The sequence below is a fragment of the Arthrobacter bambusae genome, assembly GCF_022606295.1.
GTDB lineage: Bacteria > Actinomycetota > Actinomycetes > Actinomycetales > Micrococcaceae > Arthrobacter > Arthrobacter bambusae_A.
In genome coordinates this window covers 23,164-41,818 of record NZ_JAHHZS010000015.1, presented here as the reverse complement: position 1 = coordinate 41,818, position 18,655 = coordinate 23,164, and the positions used below count along the sequence as shown (strand labels likewise).

The window sequence follows — 18,655 nt, the reverse complement described above, 5'->3', positions numbered from 1 at the left end:
ACCATGACGCAGACCGTCCAGCCGAGCAGCGCACCTTCCTTTGGGGTCCCCGCAAACGCACCCGCCGACGTCGGGCGTCCCGCTGCACTCAAGCGCCGGGTTCCCAGGTACGCGGACCTGGCGCCGCTCATGAAGTTCAAGAAGCCAGAGTTCAGCAACGCTGCGAAGTTGCGCCGCGCATCCACCATTTGGGAACTGCGGGACATGGCCAAGCGCCGCACTCCGCAGGCGCCGTTCGACTACACGGACGGTGCGGCGGAGGCGGAGATCACCCTTCGCCGGGCCCGCCAGGCGTTCCAGGACATCGAGTTCCGGCCGGGGATCCTGCGCGACGTCTCCAGGATTGATCTCAGGACCAAGATCCTGGGCAAGGAATCCAGGCTTCCGTTCGGCATCGCGCCCACGGGGTTCACTCGCATGATGCAGTCGGAAGGTGAGTACGCGGGTTCGCAGGCGGCCGAAGCCGCTGGTATTCCCTACACCCTCTCCACGATGGGCACGGCCTCCATCGAGGACGTGGCCGCGGCGGCCCCGAACGGCCGCAACTGGTTCCAGCTGTACCTGTGGACAAACAGGGACCGTTCCCTGGAACTGATCGAGCGCGCCGCAAAGGCCGGAAACGATACCCTCATGGTCACGGTGGACACCGCCGTCGCGGGTGCCCGGCTGCGGGACGTCCGCAACGGCATGACCATTCCGCCGGCACTCACCGTGAAAACCGTCCTGGATGCCTCGTACAGGCCCGCCTGGTGGTTCAACTTCCTCACGCACGAGCCGCTGACCTTCGCCTCGCTCTCCCGCTATACGGGCACCGTGGCCGAGCTCATCAACTCCATGTTCGACCCCACCCTGACCTTCGATGACCTGGACTGGCTGCGCGAAACCTGGAAGGGCAAGCTCGTGGTCAAGGGCATTCAGACGGTGGAAGATGCCCGCAAGGTGGTGGACCATGGCGCGGACGGCGTCGTGATCTCCAACCACGGCGGGCGCCAGCTGGACCGGGCACCGATTCCTCTGCACCTCGTTCCGGAGGTCTCCGCAGCACTGAAGGCGGACAACAGCGACGCAGCCGTCATCCTGGACACGGGCATCATGAGCGGCGCCGACATCGTGGCGGCCCTGGCCCTCGGCGCCGACTTCACGTTGATCGGCCGGGCGTACCTCTACGGGCTCATGGCCGGCGGGCGCGCCGGCGTGGACCGCACCATCCAGATCCTGGAGAAGGACATGGCCCGCACCATGGCCCTGCTCGGAGTCACCAGGATCTCGGAACTCACCCCGGACCACGTGCGCCTGCTGGGCGCCTAACCTAGGGCGGCCCTCCCCAACTAACTCGCATTTGTTGTCGTTTTGAGGCGTCAAAACGACAACAAATGCGAGTTAGTTGGGTGGGTGGGCTAGATGAGGCCCTGTGCCAACATGGCGTCCGCGACCTTCACGAAGCCGCCGATGTTGGCACCCAGGACATAGTTGCCGGGCGCGCCATATTCCTCCGCGGTTGCGGCACAACGATCGTGGATGCCCACCATGATTTCCGTAAGGCGTGCTTCGGTGTATTCGAAGGACCAGGAATCGCGGCTGGCGTTCTGCTGCATCTCCAACGCCGACGTCGCCACGCCGCCGGCGTTGGCTGCCTTGCCCGGGGCAAACAGGATGCCCGCGTCCTGGAAGACGGCAACGGCTTCACGGGTGGAGGGCATGTTGGCGCCTTCGGCGACGGCCAGCAGACCGTTGCTGACGAGCTTGGCTGCAGCGTCGCCGTCGAGTTCGTTCTGCGTCGCGCACGGCAGCGCAACGGTGCCGTTGACGTCCCAGACCGAGCCGCCGGCCACATAGCTGGCGCCCCGGCGCCGCTCCGCGTATTCAGTGAGGCGGCCCCGTTCGACTTCCTTGATCTGGCGGAGCAGCGCCACGTCGATGCCGGCCTCGTCAACCACGTAGCCCGCGGAATCTGAACAGGCGACCACTGTGGCGCCAAGTGCCTGGGCTTTGGCGATGGCGTAGATGGCCACGTTGCCCGAACCGGAGACCACGACGCGTTGGCCATCGAAGCACTGGCCCCGGGTCTTGAGCATCTCTTGCGCAAAGATGACCGTACCGAAACCCGTGGCTTCCGGACGGACCAAGGAGCCGCCCCAAGACATGCCCTTGCCCGTCAGCACCCCTGACTCGTAGCGGTTGGTGATGCGCTTGTACTGGCCGAACAGATAGCCGATCTCGCGGCCTCCCACGCCGATGTCGCCGGCGGGAACGTCCGTGTATTCGCCGATGTGGCGGTACAGCTCGGTCATGAAGGACTGGCAAAAGCGCATGATTTCGGCGTCGGAGCGGCCTCGGGGATCGAAGTCCGAGCCCCCCTTGCCGCCACCGATAGGCATGCCTGTCAGGGCATTCTTGAAGATTTGCTCGAAACCGAGGAACTTGACGATCCCCAAGTAGACGGAGGGGTGGAAGCGCAGTCCGCCCTTGTAGGGGCCCAAGGCTGAATTGAACTCGACGCGGAAACCACGGTTGACGTGAACGCGTCCGGCGTCGTCGGTCCACGGGACGCGGAAGATGATTTGGCGTTCCGGTTCGCACAGGCGCTCAAGGACGGCGCCCTCCAGGAACTCCGGGTGCCTGTCGTGCACCGGGCCGAGGCTTTCAAAGACCTCGGTGACGGCCTGGTGAAATTCCAGCTCGCCCGGGTTCCGTGCCAAGACGGTGTCCCGGACTGCTTCCAACCTCGAATCCATGTGACTCCCTACAACTTCTGCGCCGAGCGGCGGGTCTGCATACAATCCCGTCATGCTCGCATTAGTCGCGCGGCAGTCTCCATCCGAACCGATTACGACCGGGCAGCGCTGAGGGCAGAGGCCCGCGAAAAGCGCTGTTTCCAGGAAACATCGGCCAGGGGCGAATCACGGCCTGACCGGGATCACCCCGGCTTGCTTCTACTTCTTCCGCCCGAACTTCGGCAGGTTGGGTAGGTTCGGCAGGTTCGCCAAGAGGTCCGCAGCCTTGGTGGCGGCACGGCCAACCGTACGGCCGATCTGCTGCGGCCTGGTGTCGTCGATTCCTGCGGCGGACGCAACAGCTCCCGAGGCGGGAACTGTTTCAGGCGAGCGCTCGACGTCGGTGGTCGCCGGAGCCGTGCCCAGCGGCTCGCCGTCGGGCTGCTTCTTCGCAGTGCCCTGGCCCGCTGCTCCCGGCTGGCCCGCCGCACGTGGGCGGGGGCTGCGCGCCGGCGTCGCGGCTTCGGCCGCGGGCTTCGCGGGACCGACGTCGAACGTCTCCAGCCAGCTCGCAACACCTGCGAGCGGCTTCGGGTTCAACGCGTAATAGCGTTTTTGCCCCTGTGCGCGCATGCTGACGAGATCCGCCTCGCGGAGTACCTTCAAATGCTTTGAAATGGTGGGCTGGCTCGCTGCGAGCTCCTCCACCAGTTCCCCCACAGCCTTATCCCCAGAGCGGAGGGAAACCAGAATGTCACGCCGGGTTGCCTCAGCAATGACGGCAAATACGTCGTCAGTCACCATGCCTCCCACCCTAGCGACATATACGCCAAAAGGCATCAACTATTTCGCCTGCGCGCGCCGTTTACCCAGCCTCACGCCAGCCCGGCGAACACGCATCAGTCGAACCAGGGATCCAGACCGTACAGCGGAAAGATTTCCTTGCGGGTGGCGATGATGGTGCGGTCCACGGCGTCGGCGGGGTCATACCCGACCTCCCAGGAACGCCACCACGTGTCGGCGCCGTCGCCCATGAGTTCCGGCACCGACTCCCCGTACTTTTCGCTGACATAGCTCCGGAAAGCCTCCGGAACCGGAGCCGTCAGACGGACGGGGTGTTGGGCCACGATGCCTATCAAATGGCTCCACGTGCGCGGCACCACTCCCGTGATGTCGTACCCCCCTCCCCCGGTGGCGATCCAGCGGTTCTCGCAAAACCGGCCAGCAAGGCCCGCGACGGCGGTGGCCGCCTCGCGTTGGCCGTCCACGCTGAGGTTGAGGTGCGTGAGGGGATCGAGTTTGTGGGAGTCGCAGCCATGCTGGCTCACGATGACTTCCGGTTCGAAGGCCTGCACAAGTTGCGGTACTACGGCATGGAAGGCGCGCAACCACCCGGCGTCGCCGGTCCATGCGGGCAAGGCCACGTTGACGGCCGTGCCCAGCGCGTCCTGGCCGCCGATCTCGTTGGCGAATCCCGTCCCTGGGAACAACGAGAGCCCGCTTTCGTGCAGGGAGATCGTGAGGACCCTGGGGTCGTTCCAGAAGATGCTCTGCGTGCCGTCGCCGTGGTGGGCATCGACGTCGATGTACGCGACCCGGCGGACACCGCCGTCGAGCAGCCTCTGCACGGCGAGGGCGGCGTCGTTATAGATACAGAAGCCGCTGGCCCGCTCACGGGACGCATGATGCATGCCGCCACCGAAGTTGACGGCGCGGACCGCTGTACCGGACAGGACCGCCTCGGCCGCGAGCAACGATCCGCCGGCCAGCCGGGCGCTGGCTTCGTGCATCCCGGCAAAGGCCGGATCATCGTCGGTGCCAAGCCCGCGTTCCGGGTCCGGCGTCGTTGGATCTTCGCTTGCGCGCCGCACCGCGGCGACATATTCGGCACTGTGCACAGCCAGGAGGTCGACGTCGGACGCGACCCCGGGCGCTTGGACGGACACATGCTCGAGGTCGAAGAGTCCGAGCGCCGCGGCGAGCCTGGCCGTGAGTTCGAGCCGCGCGGGGGCCATCGGATGCGAGGGACCGAAATTATACGCGGTCATGGCGGGATCCCACGCCACCGTCGTTGGCAGCGGGGAGGGACGGAGGCCTGCCCAGGAAGTCATCAATGACAGGCTACCCGAGCGGCGGGAGCGCACTGCCCGTGACGGCGAGCGATTAGTGGTTTACTACTCAGGAAAGCAGAATCAATCGACCAGAAGCGAACAGCACCGCCATGACCCAGAGCCAGTCGAGGTCCCGAGACCCGGCCAGCTGGCAAACCGTCCAGCCGGAGCGGGGAAGCCTGTGGATTTTCACGGGCATCCGCGACTTCATCGACAACATCGCCAACTCCTCACCGGCCCGGTTGGCGCTGACGGCATATGTCTTCGCGATTCTGCTGTTCACCGGCCTGCTTTCCCTGCCCGCGGCATCGGCGGACGGTTCGGTCACTCCCATCCACCAGGCCTTGTTCACCGCTGTTTCCAGTGTCTGTGTGACCGGTCTGACGGTTGTGTCGACGGCGACGCACTGGACGTTCTTCGGCCAGCTCGTGATTCTGGTGGGCATCTTCGTGGGTGGGTTGGGAACCCTGACACTCGCATCCCTCCTGGCGCTCATGGTCAGCAAACGGCTGGGTGTGAGGGGCAAGCTCATCGCCCAGGAGGCCATGAACAACGCCGGACGCCTGGGCGAAGTGGGTACGTTGTTGCGGATCGTCATCTCGACGTCCGTGACGATCGAGGCGATCCTGGCCATCGCGATGATTCCGCGGTTCCTGACACTCGGAGAGGACTTCTGGCAGGCAGTCTGGCACGGAATCTTTTACTCGATTTCTTCCTTCAACAATGCCGGGTTCACGCCCCATTCCGACGGAATCGTGCCGTACGAGACCGATCTGTGGATTCTTGTGCCGCTCATGCTGGGAGTGTTCCTCGGCAGCCTCGGATTCCCTGTGATGCTGGTGCTTCGGCGGCACGGCCTCAATTGGACGAAGTGGAGCCTCCACACCAAGCTGACCATCCAGGTTTCCTTGATCCTGCTCATTGCCGGCGCAGTCCTGTGGGCCCTGATGGAGTGGGACAACACCAACACCATCGCCAACATGAGTGTCGGCGACAAGATCACGCATTCCATTTTCGCCTCGGTCATGACGCGCTCCGGCGGCTTCAACCTGGTTGACCAGAGCCACATGGACGCCACCACCAGGCTGCTGTCGGACGCGCTCATGTTCGCCGGCGGCGGTTCGGCATCGACGGCGGGTGGCATCAAGGTGACCACCGTCGCGGTCATGTTCCTCGCCATCGTCGCTGAGGCCCGGGGCGATCAGGACGTCAAGGTCTATGGCCGTACGATTCCCGAGGGCACCATGCGGGTAGCTATCTCGGTGATCGTCGCCGGCGCCACCTTGGTGTGCGCGGCCGCATTCTTGCTTCTGGCCATCAGCGGCGCCAGTTTGGACCGGGTACTCTTCGAAACCATTTCAGCCTTTGCAACCGTAGGCCTCAGCACGAACCTCAGCGCCGAACTCCCGCCGTCGGGGGTTTACATCCTCGCCGCGCTCATGTTCGCCGGCCGCATCGGCACCATCACCCTTGCCTCCGCCTTGGCCCTCCGCCAGCGCAGGCAGCTATTCCACTATCCGGAAGAGAGGCCGATCATTGGCTAATTCATCAGGCGTCCCCAACCGGCCGGCGCACAACGCGCCCGTGCTGGTGATCGGCTTGGGCCGATTCGGTGCGGCCACTGCCGAGCAGCTCGTCAAGCAGGGACGCGAAGTCCTGGCCATCGAGCGGGACCGCACGCTCGTCCAGAACTGGGCCTCGGTGCTGACGCATGTGGTCGAAGCGGACGCCACCAACATCGATGCCCTCCGCCAGCTTGGCGCGCAGGAATTCAGCTCTGCCGTGGTGGGCGTGGGAACGTCGATCGAATCCTCGGTGCTCATCACGGTGAACCTCGTGGACCTGGGAATCGAACACCTCTGGGTGAAAGCGATCACCGCCTCCCACGGCAAGATCCTCACCCGCATCGGCGCCAACCATGTCATCTACCCCGAGGCCGACGCCGGAGTCCGTGCGGCACACCTGGTCTCCGGGCGCATGCTGGACTTCATCGAGTTCGACGACGATTTCGCCATCGTGAAAATGTACCCGCCCAAGGAAACGGTGGGCTTCACGCTGGATGAGTCCAAGGTCCGTTCGAAATACGGCGTGACCATTGTTGGCGTGAAATCCCCGGGCGAGGACTTCACCTACGCCCGACCGGACACGAAGGTTTCCGGCCGCGACATGCTGATTGTGTCCGGCCACGTGGACCTGCTGGAACGGTTCGCGGCGCGGCCGTAGCCACCGTCCTCGTGAGCACCGTAAGTAGGACTAAGCGAGCTGCTGTGTGATTTCCGCTGCCCGGGCGGCCGCGGCGCGGGCTCCGTCGGCGATGATCGCAGGTATCCCGCCGTCGTTGAACGCAGCGATGGCGCGTTCGGTGGTGCCGTTGGGGCTGGTCACGGCAATGCGCAGCGCGGTGGGGTCGGCTCCGGGCTCAGCGAGCATGAAACCGGCGCCCGCCACGGTCTCGCGGGAAATCTTGAGGGAGAGCTCGGGATCCAGGCCAAGCTCGACGCCGGCGGCAGCCATTGCTTCTGCGAGGTAGAACGCGTACGCGGGGCCGGAGCCGCTGATGGCGGAGAGGGCATCCACCTGTTCCTCGGGGATTTCCACCACGGTGCCTGCGGCGGCGAGGATGTCCTTGGCCTGCTGGAGCTGCGCGGGGGTGCAGTTGGTTCCGGGCGAAACAGAGACTACCCCGCGGCCGAGCTTGGCGGGCGTGTTGGGCATCGTGCGGATGACCGGCTGGCCCGCCGGCAGGGCAGCTTCCAGCTGGGCGATGGACACGGCTGCGGCAACGCTGATCACAATGGTGTTCTTGGCCAGCGCTGATGAGATTTCCCGGGCAAGATCGGCAATGCCCGCAGGCTTGACGCCCAGGATGACAACCGAAGCGCCCTTCGTGGCCAGCTTGTTGTTGTCTGGTTCCTCGGCTCCGGCAATCGTCATGACATGGTGGCGCTCAGCTAGTTCCGCCGCACGTTCTGCGCGACGCACAGTGGCGACGACGTCCGACGGGTCCGTTCCGGCAGCCAGCAGGCCACCCAGGATGGCCTCGTTCATGGACCCACAGCCAAGGAATGCGATTCGGTTGCTCATGGCTCCATGATGCCAGTTCGGCCACCCCGCTGCCGAACGGATTTCGGAAGCTGTTCGAACAAGCCAGGATTCCCAGCTGGTTCCCAAGGTTATCGCAGGCTGCACCCAACATCGATCCGTAGCTTAGTAATTACCTCATTGAGGGTGCGAGTGATGAGGCGGGCATGGGGATGTCCGCCACAAGCACCGGTGGTCGAACGGGTTTCCCCCCATTTTCCCGTATCGACCGCCGGTGCTTTCTCGTTTAAGGAACCTAGATCTCGAAGGCTCCCACGAGCGGCGCCCCCAAGTGCTGGCGAGCGAAGCGCAGCGTCTCGGCGAGCCACTCCTCGCGTTCACCGGCAGCCTTGGCCTTGCGTGTCGAAATCTCGGCAACCACGGTGCCCTCGAATCCACTGGAAGCGAGATACTGCAGCGCCTCGGCGCACTGTTGGGTGCCGTAACCGGGGATCAGGTGCTCGTCCTTGCCCGAGCCCGAACCATCTGTGAGGTGGACGTGCCGCAGCTTGCTCCCGAGCGCCTGGATCGCCTCCAGGCTGTTGGCACCCGCGGTGGCGGCGTGCGAGAAGTCCCAGGTGACGTCGTCGTAATCCTGGCCCATCGGATCCCAGTGCGGAAGGTAAGCGAGCGCCTCCCGGCCGCGCACACGCCACGGGTACATGTTCTCTACGGCGATGTGCACTTGGTACATCGCCGCGATTTCGCGCACGCCGGCAGCGAAGTTCTCCGCATAGTTCGACTGCCACCGGAACGGCGGGTGGACCACCACGGTGTTGCAGCCGACTTCGCGCGCCATCTGGCAGGACATCTCGATCTTGTTCCACGCCGGACCCCAAACCTGCTGGGTCAGCAGCAGGGTGGGCGCGTGGATGGAGACGATTTGCTGGTCGTAGCGATGGCTTAGCTGGATGAGGGCATCCGGGTTCTGGCTGGTGGCGTTGTTGGTCACCATCACCTCGACGCCGTCGTACCCCAGGTCCTGGGCCACGGCAAAAGCGTCATGGACGCTGAGCGGATAGACCGAAGCGCTGGATAGCGCCACCGGGATCCTCGGCGTGTCTTCTTCGGAGTGCTCGACGTCGGTGCTCATGTTAGTTGGCCTGCCTCCCGGCGATGGGGATTGGTATGGATACTGCCGCGGGCGCGGCCTTTCCGGTGTTGGCGCCCAGGCGTGGCACGGGTACCGCGCCTCCGAGCCCGACATGCGGGGCGGGGGCCAGCGGGCCATCGAAGATCAGCTGGTCGAGCCGGCGGAGGATCAATCCCTCGCGCAAGGCCCAGGGGCAGATCTCCATGCTGGGAAACTCGAACAATTCCAATGCGGCCTCGGCGACGAGGGCACCCGCAAGGATCTGCGCTGCCCGTGCATCCGAGACGCCCGGGAGGTACAGCCGGTCCTCGACGGTCATGGCCGAGATCCGCTGCGCCCACAGCCCCAAGTCCGTGGCGTGGAGTTCGCGCTTGACGTAGGGCCCGGCGCCACTCGGGGCCGCACCTGCGATGCGTGCAAGCGAACGGAAGGTCTTGGAGGTTCCGGCCACCAGGTTGGCCCGGCCCAATTGCTTGAACTCGCGCACGACCGGCTTGAGCGTGTGCCGGATGTACTTGCGCAGCTCTTTGACGCTTTTGGCCGTGGGCGGGTCATTGTGGAGCCAATCCCTCGTCAAGCGGCTGGCGCCAAGCGGCACTGACACCGCGAGTTCGGGCAGTTCGTCCTGGCCGAACGCCATTTCGAAGGACCCACCGCCGATGTCGAGGTCCAGGATCGGTCCGGCGCCCCAACCGTACCAGCGTCGAACCGCGAAGAACGTCATGGAGGCTTCTTCACTGCCGGTCAGTTCCTGCAGGGTCACGGTGGTTTCGTGCTTCACCCGGGCGAGGACCTCGACGCCGTTGGTGGCTTCGCGGATGGCCGAGGTACAAAAAGCCAGGAGGTCCTCGGCCTTGTGGCGGGCTGCGAACTCCCAGGCTTCGAGGACGAACTCGATCAACTCGTGTTGTCCGGCGTCGTTGATGTTGCCGTCGGCGTCCAGGAACTGAACCAGCGAAAGCGGTCGCTTGTGGGAGGCAAATGCGACCGGACGTGCTCCCGGATGCGCATCCACCAAAAGCAAATGGACGGTGTTGGAACCGATGTCTAGGACGCCAAGACGCATTCTGCCATTATTCCCCGATTCGAAGCGTGTGAAGCAAGTACGACTGCCGATTCGTGCCGTCGGCTAGGCAATTAGTCCCGGGGTCCGTCGACGGGTGCATCTGCGGCAGGGGCGGTGGCTTCGCCCGTGGCTTCCTCGGCTTCGTCCGCGCGGGTGAAGTCGCGGCGGACGTTGGCGATGCCTTCCGGACCCATCTCGAAGCCGTGCTCGCTGCCGGGGTTGATCACCAGGCCCAGCTCGTCGCCGATGCTGTCCAGGATCGCCGAGCCGTGGGTGCCCAGGACGTTGGGTGCGGCCTCAAGGAAGTGCGATTCCACCCGGCTCGGGTGGCTGAACACGGCGAGGACCGGCTGGCCCTCGGAGTTGGCGAGGACAAGCGGCTCCACCGCGGCGTCAGGCTTGTCCAAGGAGTCGGTGCTCAGGATGTAGACCTCGTTGTTCAGGAAGGCCAGGATGACGTCCACAGGGTTTGCGTCGGGCTGCCCGGACTTTGCGAGCTTGGACTCAAGGTCGTTCAAGGGCAAGGATTCCGGGGCTGCCGGCTGATCTGTCATGGTTCCACTCGATCACGGTTCCCCTGCCGGAAGCAATTCCCGGTCCGCCCGGGCCGCCGTCCGGTGGCGAGATCGTGGGTGCGGGCCGTACGCTGCGTTCCGGAACGTAGTCCTCGGCCCGCACCCACGATCTCGGCAAGCAGAACTACTTCTTCGCCGTGGCCCTCTTCGCAGGCGCCTTCCGGGCCGTGGTGGTCCGCTTGACCGGGCCTTTGGCGCGCTTCTCGGCAAGGAGCTCGATTGCCTGTTCCCGGGTCAGCTCTTCCAAGGACGTGGCGCGCGGAACGGTGATGTTGGTGACGCCGTCGGTGATGTACGGCCCGAAACGGCCTTCCTTCACCACGATGTTCTTCTCCGAAACCGGGTCCGGACCGAACTCGGCCAGCGGCGGCACGGCAGCACGCGCACCACGCTGCTTCGGCTGGGAGTAGATTTCCAGTGCCTGTTCCAAGGTGATCGTGAAGATCTCTTCCTCGGATCCGATGGAACGGGAGTCCGTGCCCTTCTTCAGGTACGGCCCGAAGCGGCCGTTCTGCACCGTGATCGGGTTGCCTTCGGCGTCTGCGCCGAGGACACGAGGCAGGCTCATGAGCTGCAGGGCTTCGTCGAGCGAGATCGAGTCAACCGTCATTGACTTGAACAGAGATCCCGTGCGCGGCTTGGCCTTGACGGGCTTCTTCGGCGGCTTCGGTTTGCCGTTCTTGTAATACTCCACCGGCTGGTTGGCCAGCTGCTCTTCGGTCATTTCCGGGATGATCTCGGTGACATAGGCCCCGTAGCGGCCGTTCTTGGCTACCACGGTGTGCCCGGTGTGCGGGTCCGCGCCCAGGACACGTTCCTCAGGGGCAGCCGTTTCCATGAGCTCTACGGCCTTTGCCGCGGTCAGCTCGTCCGGCGCGAGGTCCTCGGGGACGTTGGCTCGCGCAGACTCCACGACTTCGCCGGTCTTGGGGTCGACGGTAGGGATCGAGCTTTCCAAGTACGGGCCGAACTTGCCGACTCGCAACGTGATGCCCTCGGCGATCGGCACGGAGTTGATCTCGCGAGCATCGATTTCACCGAGGTTGTTGACGATGCTCAGGAGGCCAGGATCGGCGTCTTCACCGTAGTAGAAGTGCTTGAGCCAAGCTGCACCGACGGCCTGGCCGTTGGCGATCTTGTCCAGGTCGCCTTCCATGTCCGCCGTGAATTCGTAGTCCACGTAGTCGGTGAAGTGCTGCTCCAGCAGGCGGATCACCGAGAAGGCGATCCAGCTGGGAACCAGCGCAGACCCCTGCTTCCGGACGTAGCCGCGGTCCTGGATGGTGGAGATCGTGGACGCGTAGGTGGACGGACGGCCAATGCCGCGCTTTTCCAGCTCCGCAGTCAGCGAGGCTTCCGTGTACCGCGGCGGTGGCGAGGTGTCGTGGCCAACAGCAACGATGTCCGAAGCCGTGAGGGAATCATCTTTGGCCACGTTGGGAAGGCGCCGGGCTTCGTCGGAGTCGTCGTCGCCGCGGCTCTCGTCCTTGCCTTCTTCGTAGGCCGCCAGAAAGCCCGGGAAGGTGATGACAGTGCCGGAGGCCGAGAATTCGGCATCGCGTCCGTCGTTTGCCACTGCGCCGAGGCGGATGGTGGCGGTGGAGCCCTTGGCGTCGCCCATCTGGGACGCGATGGTGCGCTTCCAGATGAGTTCGTAGAGGCGGAAAGCGTCTCCGGTCAGGTGGTTGGCCACCTGGGCCGGGGTGCGGAAGGAGTCACCCGCGGGGCGGATCGCCTCGTGGGCTTCCTGCGCGTTTGCGGCCCTATTGGCGTAGACGCGCGGAGACTGCGGCACGTACTCGGGACCGTACAGTTCGGAGGCCTGGCGGCGTGCGGCCGTGAGGGCTTCGTCGCTCAAGGCGGACGAGTCGGTACGCATATAGGTGATGTAGCCGTTTTCATACAGGCGCTGGGCGATCTGCATGGTGCTCTTGGAGGTGAAGCGCAGCTTGCGGCCGGCTTCCTGCTGAAGGGTCGACGTCGTGAACGGCGCGGCGGGACGGCGCGTGTACGGCTTGGTGTCGACCGAGCGGACGCGGAAGTCCGCGTTCTCGAGCCCGGCGGCCAACGACGTCGCGAGTTCCTCGTTGAGGTGCACTGCGTTCGCGGAGGTGAGGACGCCGTCGTCGTTGAAGTCACGGCCGCTGGCTACCTTCGCGCCGTCCACGGCGGCGAGCTTGGCCTTGAAAGTCGCGGAGCCGGTACCGAACTGGCCGGTCAGGTCCCAGTACGATGCGGATTTGAACGCCATGCGTTCGCGTTCGCGGTCAACCACCATGCGGGTCACGACCGACTGGACGCGGCCGGCCGACAGTCCGCGGGCAACCTTGCGCCACAGCACCGGGGAGATCTCGTAACCGTACAGACGGTCCAGGATGCGGCGCGTTTCCTGGGCGTCGACGAGGGCGCTGTCGACGTCGCGCAGGTTGTCCATGGCGCGGTGGATGGCTTCCTTGGTGATTTCACCGAACGTCATGCGGTAGACGGGAACCTTGGGCTTCAGGACCTCCAGGAGGTGCCACGCGATGGCCTCGCCCTCGCGGTCCCCATCGGTTGCGAGATAGAGCGCGTCAGCGTCTTTCAGCTGGGCCTTGAGTTCGGCAACCTTTTTCTTCTTGTCCGGGGACACCACGTAATACGGTTTGAAGTCGTTCTCGATGTCGACGGCGAACTTGCCCACCGAGGTCTTCTTCAGTTCTGCAGGGAGGTCCGAGGGCTGCGGGAGGTCGCGGATGTGGCCGATCGAGGCCTCGACAATGAAGCCCTCGCCCAGGTACTTGGCGATGGTCTTGCTCTTGGCCGGAGACTCCACGATCACGAGTTTCTTGCCGGTTTTTGCCTTGCTGGGCACGGTTCTCCTACAGAAAAATGAATTGCTTGGGCTCGTGCCCATATTGGCCTAGTTCACCATATTTTGCAGAATCGTGCGTTTCCATGTGCACAAGTGCTGTGGAGGAACAGTGGGTTTGGGCTAGGTTGAGGTCGGGGTCCGGTCGTCCGGAATCATTGACCACATCGTAGCGATTCGTACCGCTCCTTCGGGAATCCGGGTGGGATCTTCGAGGTCATATGACCTGATGAGGTCTTGGAACTTGGCCTTGAGATCCGTCCGCTGGTCGGGAGTCAGGTACAGCAGATCGCTGGACAGCACCATGGCGGCTGCCTCGTTCGCGGCCTCGCCGCGCAGGCGCCGCTCACCACGGGCCCGGGTGAAGGCCGTAGCCCGACGCCGGAAGGCGTCCAGTTCAAGTTCGACGACGGCGATCTCCGGGCTCGGAGCGTTGCCGCCGGATTTGATGGTGAAGTCCGAACCCGCAGCCTTCCAACGGCGTTCGCGGGCATCGCCTTCGTTGTCTGCGGCAGTCACGATCCCCCACTTCTGGAGCGCCCGCAGGTGGTAGCTCATGGCGCTCGGCGTGAGCCCGGTCTGCGCGGCGAGCTCGGTGGCCGTACGGCTCAACTGCGTGGAATACAGTTCCGAGATGACCTCAAGCCGGGCCGCGTGGGCCAGCGCACGGATCGCTTTGGGGTCGGTGATCTCCACCGTCTTGCCGGGCCGTTTCCGGCGCTTCGCGGATGCCAGCCCGGTGGATACCCCATTGTCTTCATTCACCGAAACAGTTTATCCGCCGGTACCGCCGCAAGCGCCCTACGCCGCGGGGAGCAGGAAGCCGTCGCGGACCAGGTTCCCCACATCGGAGAGCAACCCGGTGCGGAACGCGTCGTCGTCGAAGTCCTCCCCTCCACCCAGCAGGGCGGCCAGGGCGCCGATCAGCTGGCGGACGGACAATTCGCCGTCACATGCCGACACGAAGCCGGCCAGCTCGGTGCTCAACAGGTTCGTCCTGCGGAGGCCCGCGCCTTGGCGCAACAGGATGACGCCGGGGTGCTCGGCGCCGGGACGCTGGTGGCGTTCCTCGGTCACGTCCTCGGCCACCACCAGGTGGGCCTCGGAGAGCTCGTGGGCGTCCAGCCAGTCGGCGCGTTCGACGGCGGCGGCAAGGTGCGGGCCGATCGGTTGCTCGATGGGGTAGGTGATTTCTTCGAATCGGGTGGGCGCAGCTCCCGGACGCAGGGCCTCGGGCCGCCGCAGCCAGATCATTCCGAAGCCAATTGCCTCCACATTGCGGGAGGCGAAATCCTCCAGGTAGGCGGCATAGGCAGCACGGTAGAGCTCGCGGTCGCGCCCCTCGGAGGCGTCCTGCAGCCAGGTCTCCGCGTACAGCTCGGGGCTCACCTGTTCCCTCTGGATGAACCACGCCTCGGTGCCGGACCCGGCGAGCCACGACGAAGGCCGTTCGGTCCAGCCGCTGCCCGCAGGGATCTCCCAATTGCCGAGCATCTGCGCCGTGCCGCCGGGGGCGAGGACGTCGGGCAGCGTGCGGACGAGGTTGGCGACGATGTCGTCGCCGGGGAGGCCGCCGTCGCGGTACGTGAACTGATCCGAAGATTGCTCGCCGACACTTCGCGGGGTAATCACGAAAGGCGGATTGGACACCACTAGATCGAAAGTCTCGCCTGCCACGGGTTCCAGGAGCGAACCCAGCCGCAAGCTCACGCGGGACTCGAGATTGGCCGGGTCAAGGTGCAGGGCCTCGGCATTGAGCATCAGGTTGAAACGGGTGAACGCGAGGGCCCGCTCGGAGATGTCCGTCGCCGTGACGTGCTCGCTGTGGTGCAGGAGGTGGAAGGTCTGGATTCCGCAACCCGTCCCGAGGTCCAGGGCGCGTTTCGAGTGCCGCCGGATGGTGGTCTGGACAAGGGTGGTGGAGGCCTGCCCGATGCCCAGCACATGGTCGTGCCGAAGCACACCGGGCTGCTGGTGGGCGGCGAGATCACTGGAAACCCACAGTTCAGCGCCGCCGCTTCCGCTGTTGTCTGCTCCGGAGTCGCCCTCCCAACCGTACGGCCGCAAATCCACCTTGGCGGCGACAGCACCGCCGTCGTTCTTCTCCACCAAACCAAGCTCCACCAAACCCGAGGTGCGGACGCGCGGCAGGGCGGCGTCGAGCTCGGCTTCGGTTTGGGGGACGGCGAGAAGCCACAAGCGCACGACGACGGCGAGCGCGGCTTTCGCCGGGTCCGTCGCCGGGTTTCCGGCGGAGTCAGCCGGTTCGGTGACGATGAGTGCGGGGATGAGCTGGTCCCGGGCGAGGGCCGCGTGGGCGGACTGTCCCAGCAGCCCTGCCACTCCGTCCACGGTGTAGCCGACGTGTCGCAGGTCTTCGGCGAGCGCTGTGAGCAGCGCGGGAAGGTCGCTGCGGGGAGCGTCGAGGGTGGTGGGGGCGGTCCCAAAGGTGGCGGGCGTTGCGGGATCAGTCACCGTGCAAGTCTATTGGGGGCAGCGGCTGGGCGGCGTCGTGCGCGCATTCGTCGGTCCGGCGGCTGCGTCGGCTGCGACGTCGGCGGGGAGCCGATCCAGCAGGTAGCGTTGAATCATGGCATTTCACCCCTCCATTTGGCGTCGCGCTGCATTTCTGGTCCTTGGCGCAGGCATCCTTGCGGTGACGGCGTGCTCCTCCGGGAGATCTGTCTCCAACGCCGACGTCCCCGCGTGGAAGGCGACCACCATGCCCTCGGTGGCCGGAGTGGTCTTGGAGGACTCTGGAAAAATCCCGAACCGCGATCCCTTGGTCAAGAACTTCGCCAGCGTCGCTGCGGGAAGCTACATTTTGACTGTTGCGTGCGACGGCGGTGGCAAGGCCTTCTTCGACGTTTCCTCGGGTGGTACCCGGATTACCGAGGCCGGGGCAGCCTGCTTTGGCAGCCGCGAGACGTCCCGTATCAAGATTCCCTCGACCGGTCCTGTGAGCATCAGCGCAAGCAGCGTGGACGCTCCCGTGATCTACGCGTACCAACTGGTGCCGGCTTCGTAGCTGCCCCCTTCGTTCGAGGTTTCGGCCTGGCGTAGAGTCGGCTTATGGGGTGGGCGCGCGCCCTGAAGTCGTGGGCGCAGGATGTCCTTCCGGACGGCTTCCCGGGGGAACGTATGCGGTGACGCTGGCGTGCCGTGGTGCCCGCAGTGCCGATTTCACCGTTCGAAACGGAAGCGACGTCCTCGTCGGGGTGATGTTGCGGTGCGGCACCACACGGGTCAAAGTCCTGCAGCTGGAGAAGGACGCCGTCCTGGGAATGACGATCACCGCCCATTCTCCGGCGGACTTCGCGTACCGGGTGAGCCGGATCTGACCGGAGCTAGGCGGCGCAGCCTTCCGGGCAACGCAACGTTTCCGGGCTCGACGCACATTCCGCGCAATACAGAGTGAGGTTGCGGCAGCTCAGGTTGGAACAGTTCTCAAACTTGTTGGTGGGTGCCTGGCAGCGGACGCACTGGCCGATGGTCTTGGCTTCCTCACTGAATTCCAGGTGCATGCGCTTGTCGAAAACGTACAGGGAGCCTTCCCACAGCCCTTGGTCCTTGTAGGTTTCGCCGTAACGGACAATCCCGCCGTCGAGTTGGTAAACCTCCTTGAAGCCGCGGTTCACCATGAGGCTGGACAGGACTTCGCAACGGATGCCGCCGGTGCAGTAGGTGACCACAGGCTGGTCCTTGAGGTCGTCGTATTTACCCGAGTCGAGTTCCTTGATGAAGTCGTGGGTGGTGGCGACGTCGGGGACGATTGCGTCCTTGAACTTGCCGATCTGGGCTTCGAAGGCGTTGCGCCCGTCGAAGAACTTTACTTCCTGCCCACTTGCCTTCTTTTCCTCCAGGAGTGCATGGAGCTGTTCAGGCTGAAGGTGGGTGCCACCGCCGACGACGCCGTTCGCATCAACCTTCAGTTCCCCGGGGGCACCGAAGGAAACGATTTCATCCCGCACCTTGACGCTGAGCCTCGGAAAGTCGGCCGCTCCGCCTTCGGACCATTTGAAGTCGATATCGTGGAAACCCTTGTATTCCTTGGTGGTCTTCACATACTGCTTGACGTTGTTGAGTTCCCCACCGACTGTGGCGTTGATGCCGTCCCGCGAAATAAGGATGCGCCCGGTCAGGCCGAGCTTCTCGCACAGGGCACGCTGCCAGAGCCGAACGGCGTCCGGGTCCGCGATCGGGGTAAAGCCATAGAAGAGCACAATTCTGTTCAAAGCCACGTATTTAAGGGTACTTGGTGGCCCCAAACCCGTGCGCCGAGCCGCTTTCCGGCTGCCCAAAGTGTTAATGGAGCTGTTACTGACCGGCCCTGTTGATTCCCAGACCTCTGGCATAGTCTCTCTACATGAGTCACGACGCCTTGGTTGAAGACATCGCTGAGCTGCTCGAAGTCTGGGTGGCTGGCTGGTCGGGGTCCCGAAGCTACGAAACGCGTAAGGAAGGCCGGTTCCCGGCAGCACTGCGTGCGGACAAAACCGGCGACTGGGAATTCTTTGCGCACGACCCCTCCGACGCCGAGTTCGCCGCGCTGGCTGCCAAGACCGCCCAGGCGGAAACCCGTATCCTGACGATCCTCACGAACGACGTCGCGCGCTATACCCAGTTGGCGCGCGAAAACGGGCTGAACATCACCTCCGATTCCCAGACCATGATGATCGTGGACATGGGGACGCAGGATGCGGAAGATCCGTGGCTCTCGGATGACGACCTGAAGCTCACGACTTCCGAGAGCAAGGGCGTCCACTATGCGGTGGTCCATGCCGGTGAAGAGGTCGCGGCCAGCGGCCAGGTATTCGTGGTCAGGCAGACGGCGGTGTTCGACAAGATCGTCACCGAGCCCAATTACCAGCGCCGGGGACTGGGCAGTTTCATCATGAAGGCCCTCGCCGCGCAGGCATTTCAACACGATGTTGAAAGCGGCCTCCTCCTGGCTTCTCTGGACGGACAGCATCTCTACTCCCACCTTGGCTGGAAGCATGTGAGCCAGGTGCTCATGATGTCCACCAAGCCGGTCGACGAGACCGACCTGTCCGTCGCGTAGCCGGCCTTCGGCGCCGGGAGCTGCCCGCAGCGGGTCCGCGGCTGGACCGGCAACCGTTGGGTTCCGTTCCGATGACAGAATGTTCAGGTGAACGCAACTGAATCG

17 protein-coding genes are annotated in these 18,655 nt (G+C 64.6%); 6 read left to right on the top strand and 11 right to left on the bottom strand.

What is annotated here, in order from left to right; translation table 11 throughout:
- The first annotated feature begins 3 nt into the window (after window positions 1-3).
- Window positions 4-1,308: an alpha-hydroxy acid oxidase gene (locus tag KNN17_RS11990; protein WP_274619712.1), complete on the top strand. Its 1,305-nt coding sequence runs from the start codon at window positions 4-6 to the stop codon at window positions 1,306-1,308.
- An 89-nt stretch (window positions 1,309-1,397) separates the two neighbouring features.
- Here the strand turns inward: KNN17_RS11990 and gdhA are convergent, their stop codons facing one another.
- From gdhA to KNN17_RS11975, 3 genes are all read right to left on the bottom strand, one after another.
- The gene (gene gdhA, locus KNN17_RS11985) at window positions 1,398-2,735 is read right to left on the bottom strand and encodes an NADP-specific glutamate dehydrogenase (RefSeq protein ID WP_241709307.1); all 1,338 of its coding nucleotides are present in this window, start codon (window positions 2,733-2,735) and stop codon (window positions 1,398-1,400) included.
- 198 nt (window positions 2,736-2,933) lie between these two features.
- Window positions 2,934-3,518, bottom strand: a complete 585-nt coding sequence (locus tag KNN17_RS11980; RefSeq protein WP_241709306.1) for an ArsR/SmtB family transcription factor — start codon at window positions 3,516-3,518, stop codon at window positions 2,934-2,936.
- 95 nt (window positions 3,519-3,613) lie between these two features.
- Window positions 3,614-4,825 carry an acetoin utilization protein AcuC gene (locus KNN17_RS11975; RefSeq protein ID WP_241709305.1) on the bottom strand — a complete coding sequence of 404 codons (1,212 nt, stop codon included), beginning with the start codon at window positions 4,823-4,825 and terminating at the stop codon, window positions 3,614-3,616.
- Window positions 4,826-4,935: 110 nt separating this feature from the next.
- On the opposite strand from KNN17_RS11975, the gene KNN17_RS11970 reads away from it, so the two are divergent.
- A complete protein-coding gene (locus tag KNN17_RS11970; protein WP_241709304.1) occupies window positions 4,936-6,369 on the top strand; it encodes a TrkH family potassium uptake protein in 1,434 nt (477 codons plus the stop codon).
- 40 nt (window positions 6,370-6,409) lie between these two features.
- Entirely contained in the window at window positions 6,410-7,048 is a 639-nt protein-coding gene (locus KNN17_RS11965; RefSeq protein ID WP_171983496.1) for a potassium channel family protein, read from the top strand.
- Between the two features lie 30 nt (window positions 7,049-7,078).
- Here KNN17_RS11965 and proC read toward each other — a convergent pair whose 3' ends face one another.
- The 7 genes from proC to KNN17_RS11930 all read right to left on the bottom strand — a co-directional run bounded on the left by proC (window position 7,079) and on the right by KNN17_RS11930 (window position 15,963).
- On the bottom strand, window positions 7,079-7,909 hold the full coding sequence (gene proC, locus KNN17_RS11960; RefSeq protein ID WP_241709303.1) for a pyrroline-5-carboxylate reductase: 831 nt from the start codon (window positions 7,907-7,909) through the stop codon (window positions 7,079-7,081).
- A gap of 253 nt (window positions 7,910-8,162) precedes the next feature.
- Entirely contained in the window at window positions 8,163-8,999 is an 837-nt protein-coding gene (locus tag KNN17_RS11955) for a sugar phosphate isomerase/epimerase family protein (RefSeq protein WP_241709302.1), read from the bottom strand.
- A gap of 1 nt (window position 9,000) precedes the next feature.
- Window positions 9,001-10,065 carry a Ppx/GppA phosphatase family protein gene (locus KNN17_RS11950; protein WP_171983495.1) on the bottom strand — a complete coding sequence of 355 codons (1,065 nt, stop codon included), beginning with the start codon at window positions 10,063-10,065 and terminating at the stop codon, window positions 9,001-9,003.
- 71 nt (window positions 10,066-10,136) lie between these two features.
- The gene (locus KNN17_RS11945; RefSeq protein ID WP_241709301.1) at window positions 10,137-10,619 is read right to left on the bottom strand and encodes an SseB family protein; all 483 of its coding nucleotides are present in this window, start codon (window positions 10,617-10,619) and stop codon (window positions 10,137-10,139) included.
- A gap of 145 nt (window positions 10,620-10,764) precedes the next feature.
- The gene (topA, locus tag KNN17_RS11940; protein ID WP_241709300.1) at window positions 10,765-13,491 is read right to left on the bottom strand and encodes a type I DNA topoisomerase; all 2,727 of its coding nucleotides are present in this window, start codon (window positions 13,489-13,491) and stop codon (window positions 10,765-10,767) included.
- 120 nt (window positions 13,492-13,611) lie between these two features.
- The gene (locus KNN17_RS11935) at window positions 13,612-14,253 is read right to left on the bottom strand and encodes an ArsR/SmtB family transcription factor (RefSeq protein ID WP_241709299.1); all 642 of its coding nucleotides are present in this window, start codon (window positions 14,251-14,253) and stop codon (window positions 13,612-13,614) included.
- A 36-nt stretch (window positions 14,254-14,289) separates the two neighbouring features.
- Window positions 14,290-15,963: a DUF7059 domain-containing protein gene (locus KNN17_RS11930; protein ID WP_241709298.1), complete on the bottom strand. Its 1,674-nt coding sequence runs from the start codon at window positions 15,961-15,963 to the stop codon at window positions 14,290-14,292.
- Between the two features lie 115 nt (window positions 15,964-16,078).
- Here KNN17_RS11930 and KNN17_RS11925 point away from each other — a divergent pair, with 115 nt between their 5' ends.
- A complete protein-coding gene (locus KNN17_RS11925; RefSeq protein WP_241709297.1) occupies window positions 16,079-16,516 on the top strand; it encodes a hypothetical protein in 438 nt (145 codons plus the stop codon).
- Between the two features lie 49 nt (window positions 16,517-16,565).
- Window positions 16,566-16,829, top strand: coding sequence for a hypothetical protein (locus KNN17_RS11920; RefSeq protein WP_241709296.1), 264 nt, complete (start codon window positions 16,566-16,568; stop codon window positions 16,827-16,829).
- A gap of 6 nt (window positions 16,830-16,835) precedes the next feature.
- Here the strand turns inward: KNN17_RS11920 and trhO are convergent, their stop codons facing one another.
- Window positions 16,836-17,729 carry an oxygen-dependent tRNA uridine(34) hydroxylase TrhO gene (trhO, locus tag KNN17_RS11915; protein ID WP_078107651.1) on the bottom strand — a complete coding sequence of 298 codons (894 nt, stop codon included), beginning with the start codon at window positions 17,727-17,729 and terminating at the stop codon, window positions 16,836-16,838.
- 125 nt (window positions 17,730-17,854) lie between these two features.
- On the opposite strand from trhO, the gene KNN17_RS11910 reads away from it, so the two are divergent.
- On the top strand, window positions 17,855-18,550 hold the full coding sequence (locus tag KNN17_RS11910) for a GNAT family N-acetyltransferase (RefSeq protein WP_078107650.1): 696 nt from the start codon (window positions 17,855-17,857) through the stop codon (window positions 18,548-18,550).
- Window positions 18,551-18,655: the final 105 nt, after the last annotated feature.

What these genes read in the sequence shown, in the direction of transcription:
- KNN17_RS11990 (WP_274619712.1), top strand. Translation starts at nt 4, where the DNA reads ATGACGCAGACCGTCCAGCCGAGCAGCGCACCTTCCTTTGGGGTCCCC.
- gdhA (WP_241709307.1), bottom strand. Translation starts at nt 2,735, where the DNA reads ATGGATTCGAGGTTGGAAGCAGTCCGGGACACCGTCTTGGCACGGAAC.
- KNN17_RS11980 (WP_241709306.1), bottom strand. Translation starts at nt 3,518, where the DNA reads ATGGTGACTGACGACGTATTTGCCGTCATTGCTGAGGCAACCCGGCGT.
- KNN17_RS11975 (WP_241709305.1), bottom strand. Translation starts at nt 4,825, where the DNA reads ATGACTTCCTGGGCAGGCCTCCGTCCCTCCCCGCTGCCAACGACGGTG.
- KNN17_RS11970 (WP_241709304.1), top strand. Translation starts at nt 4,936, where the DNA reads ATGACCCAGAGCCAGTCGAGGTCCCGAGACCCGGCCAGCTGGCAAACC.
- proC (WP_241709303.1), bottom strand. Translation starts at nt 7,909, where the DNA reads ATGAGCAACCGAATCGCATTCCTTGGCTGTGGGTCCATGAACGAGGCC.
- KNN17_RS11955 (WP_241709302.1), bottom strand. Translation starts at nt 8,999, where the DNA reads ATGAGCACCGACGTCGAGCACTCCGAAGAAGACACGCCGAGGATCCCG.
- KNN17_RS11950 (WP_171983495.1), bottom strand. Translation starts at nt 10,065, where the DNA reads ATGCGTCTTGGCGTCCTAGACATCGGTTCCAACACCGTCCATTTGCTT.
- KNN17_RS11945 (WP_241709301.1), bottom strand. Translation starts at nt 10,619, where the DNA reads ATGACAGATCAGCCGGCAGCCCCGGAATCCTTGCCCTTGAACGACCTT.
- KNN17_RS11925 (WP_241709297.1), top strand. Translation starts at nt 16,079, where the DNA reads ATGGCATTTCACCCCTCCATTTGGCGTCGCGCTGCATTTCTGGTCCTT.
- KNN17_RS11910 (WP_078107650.1), top strand. Translation starts at nt 17,855, where the DNA reads ATGAGTCACGACGCCTTGGTTGAAGACATCGCTGAGCTGCTCGAAGTC.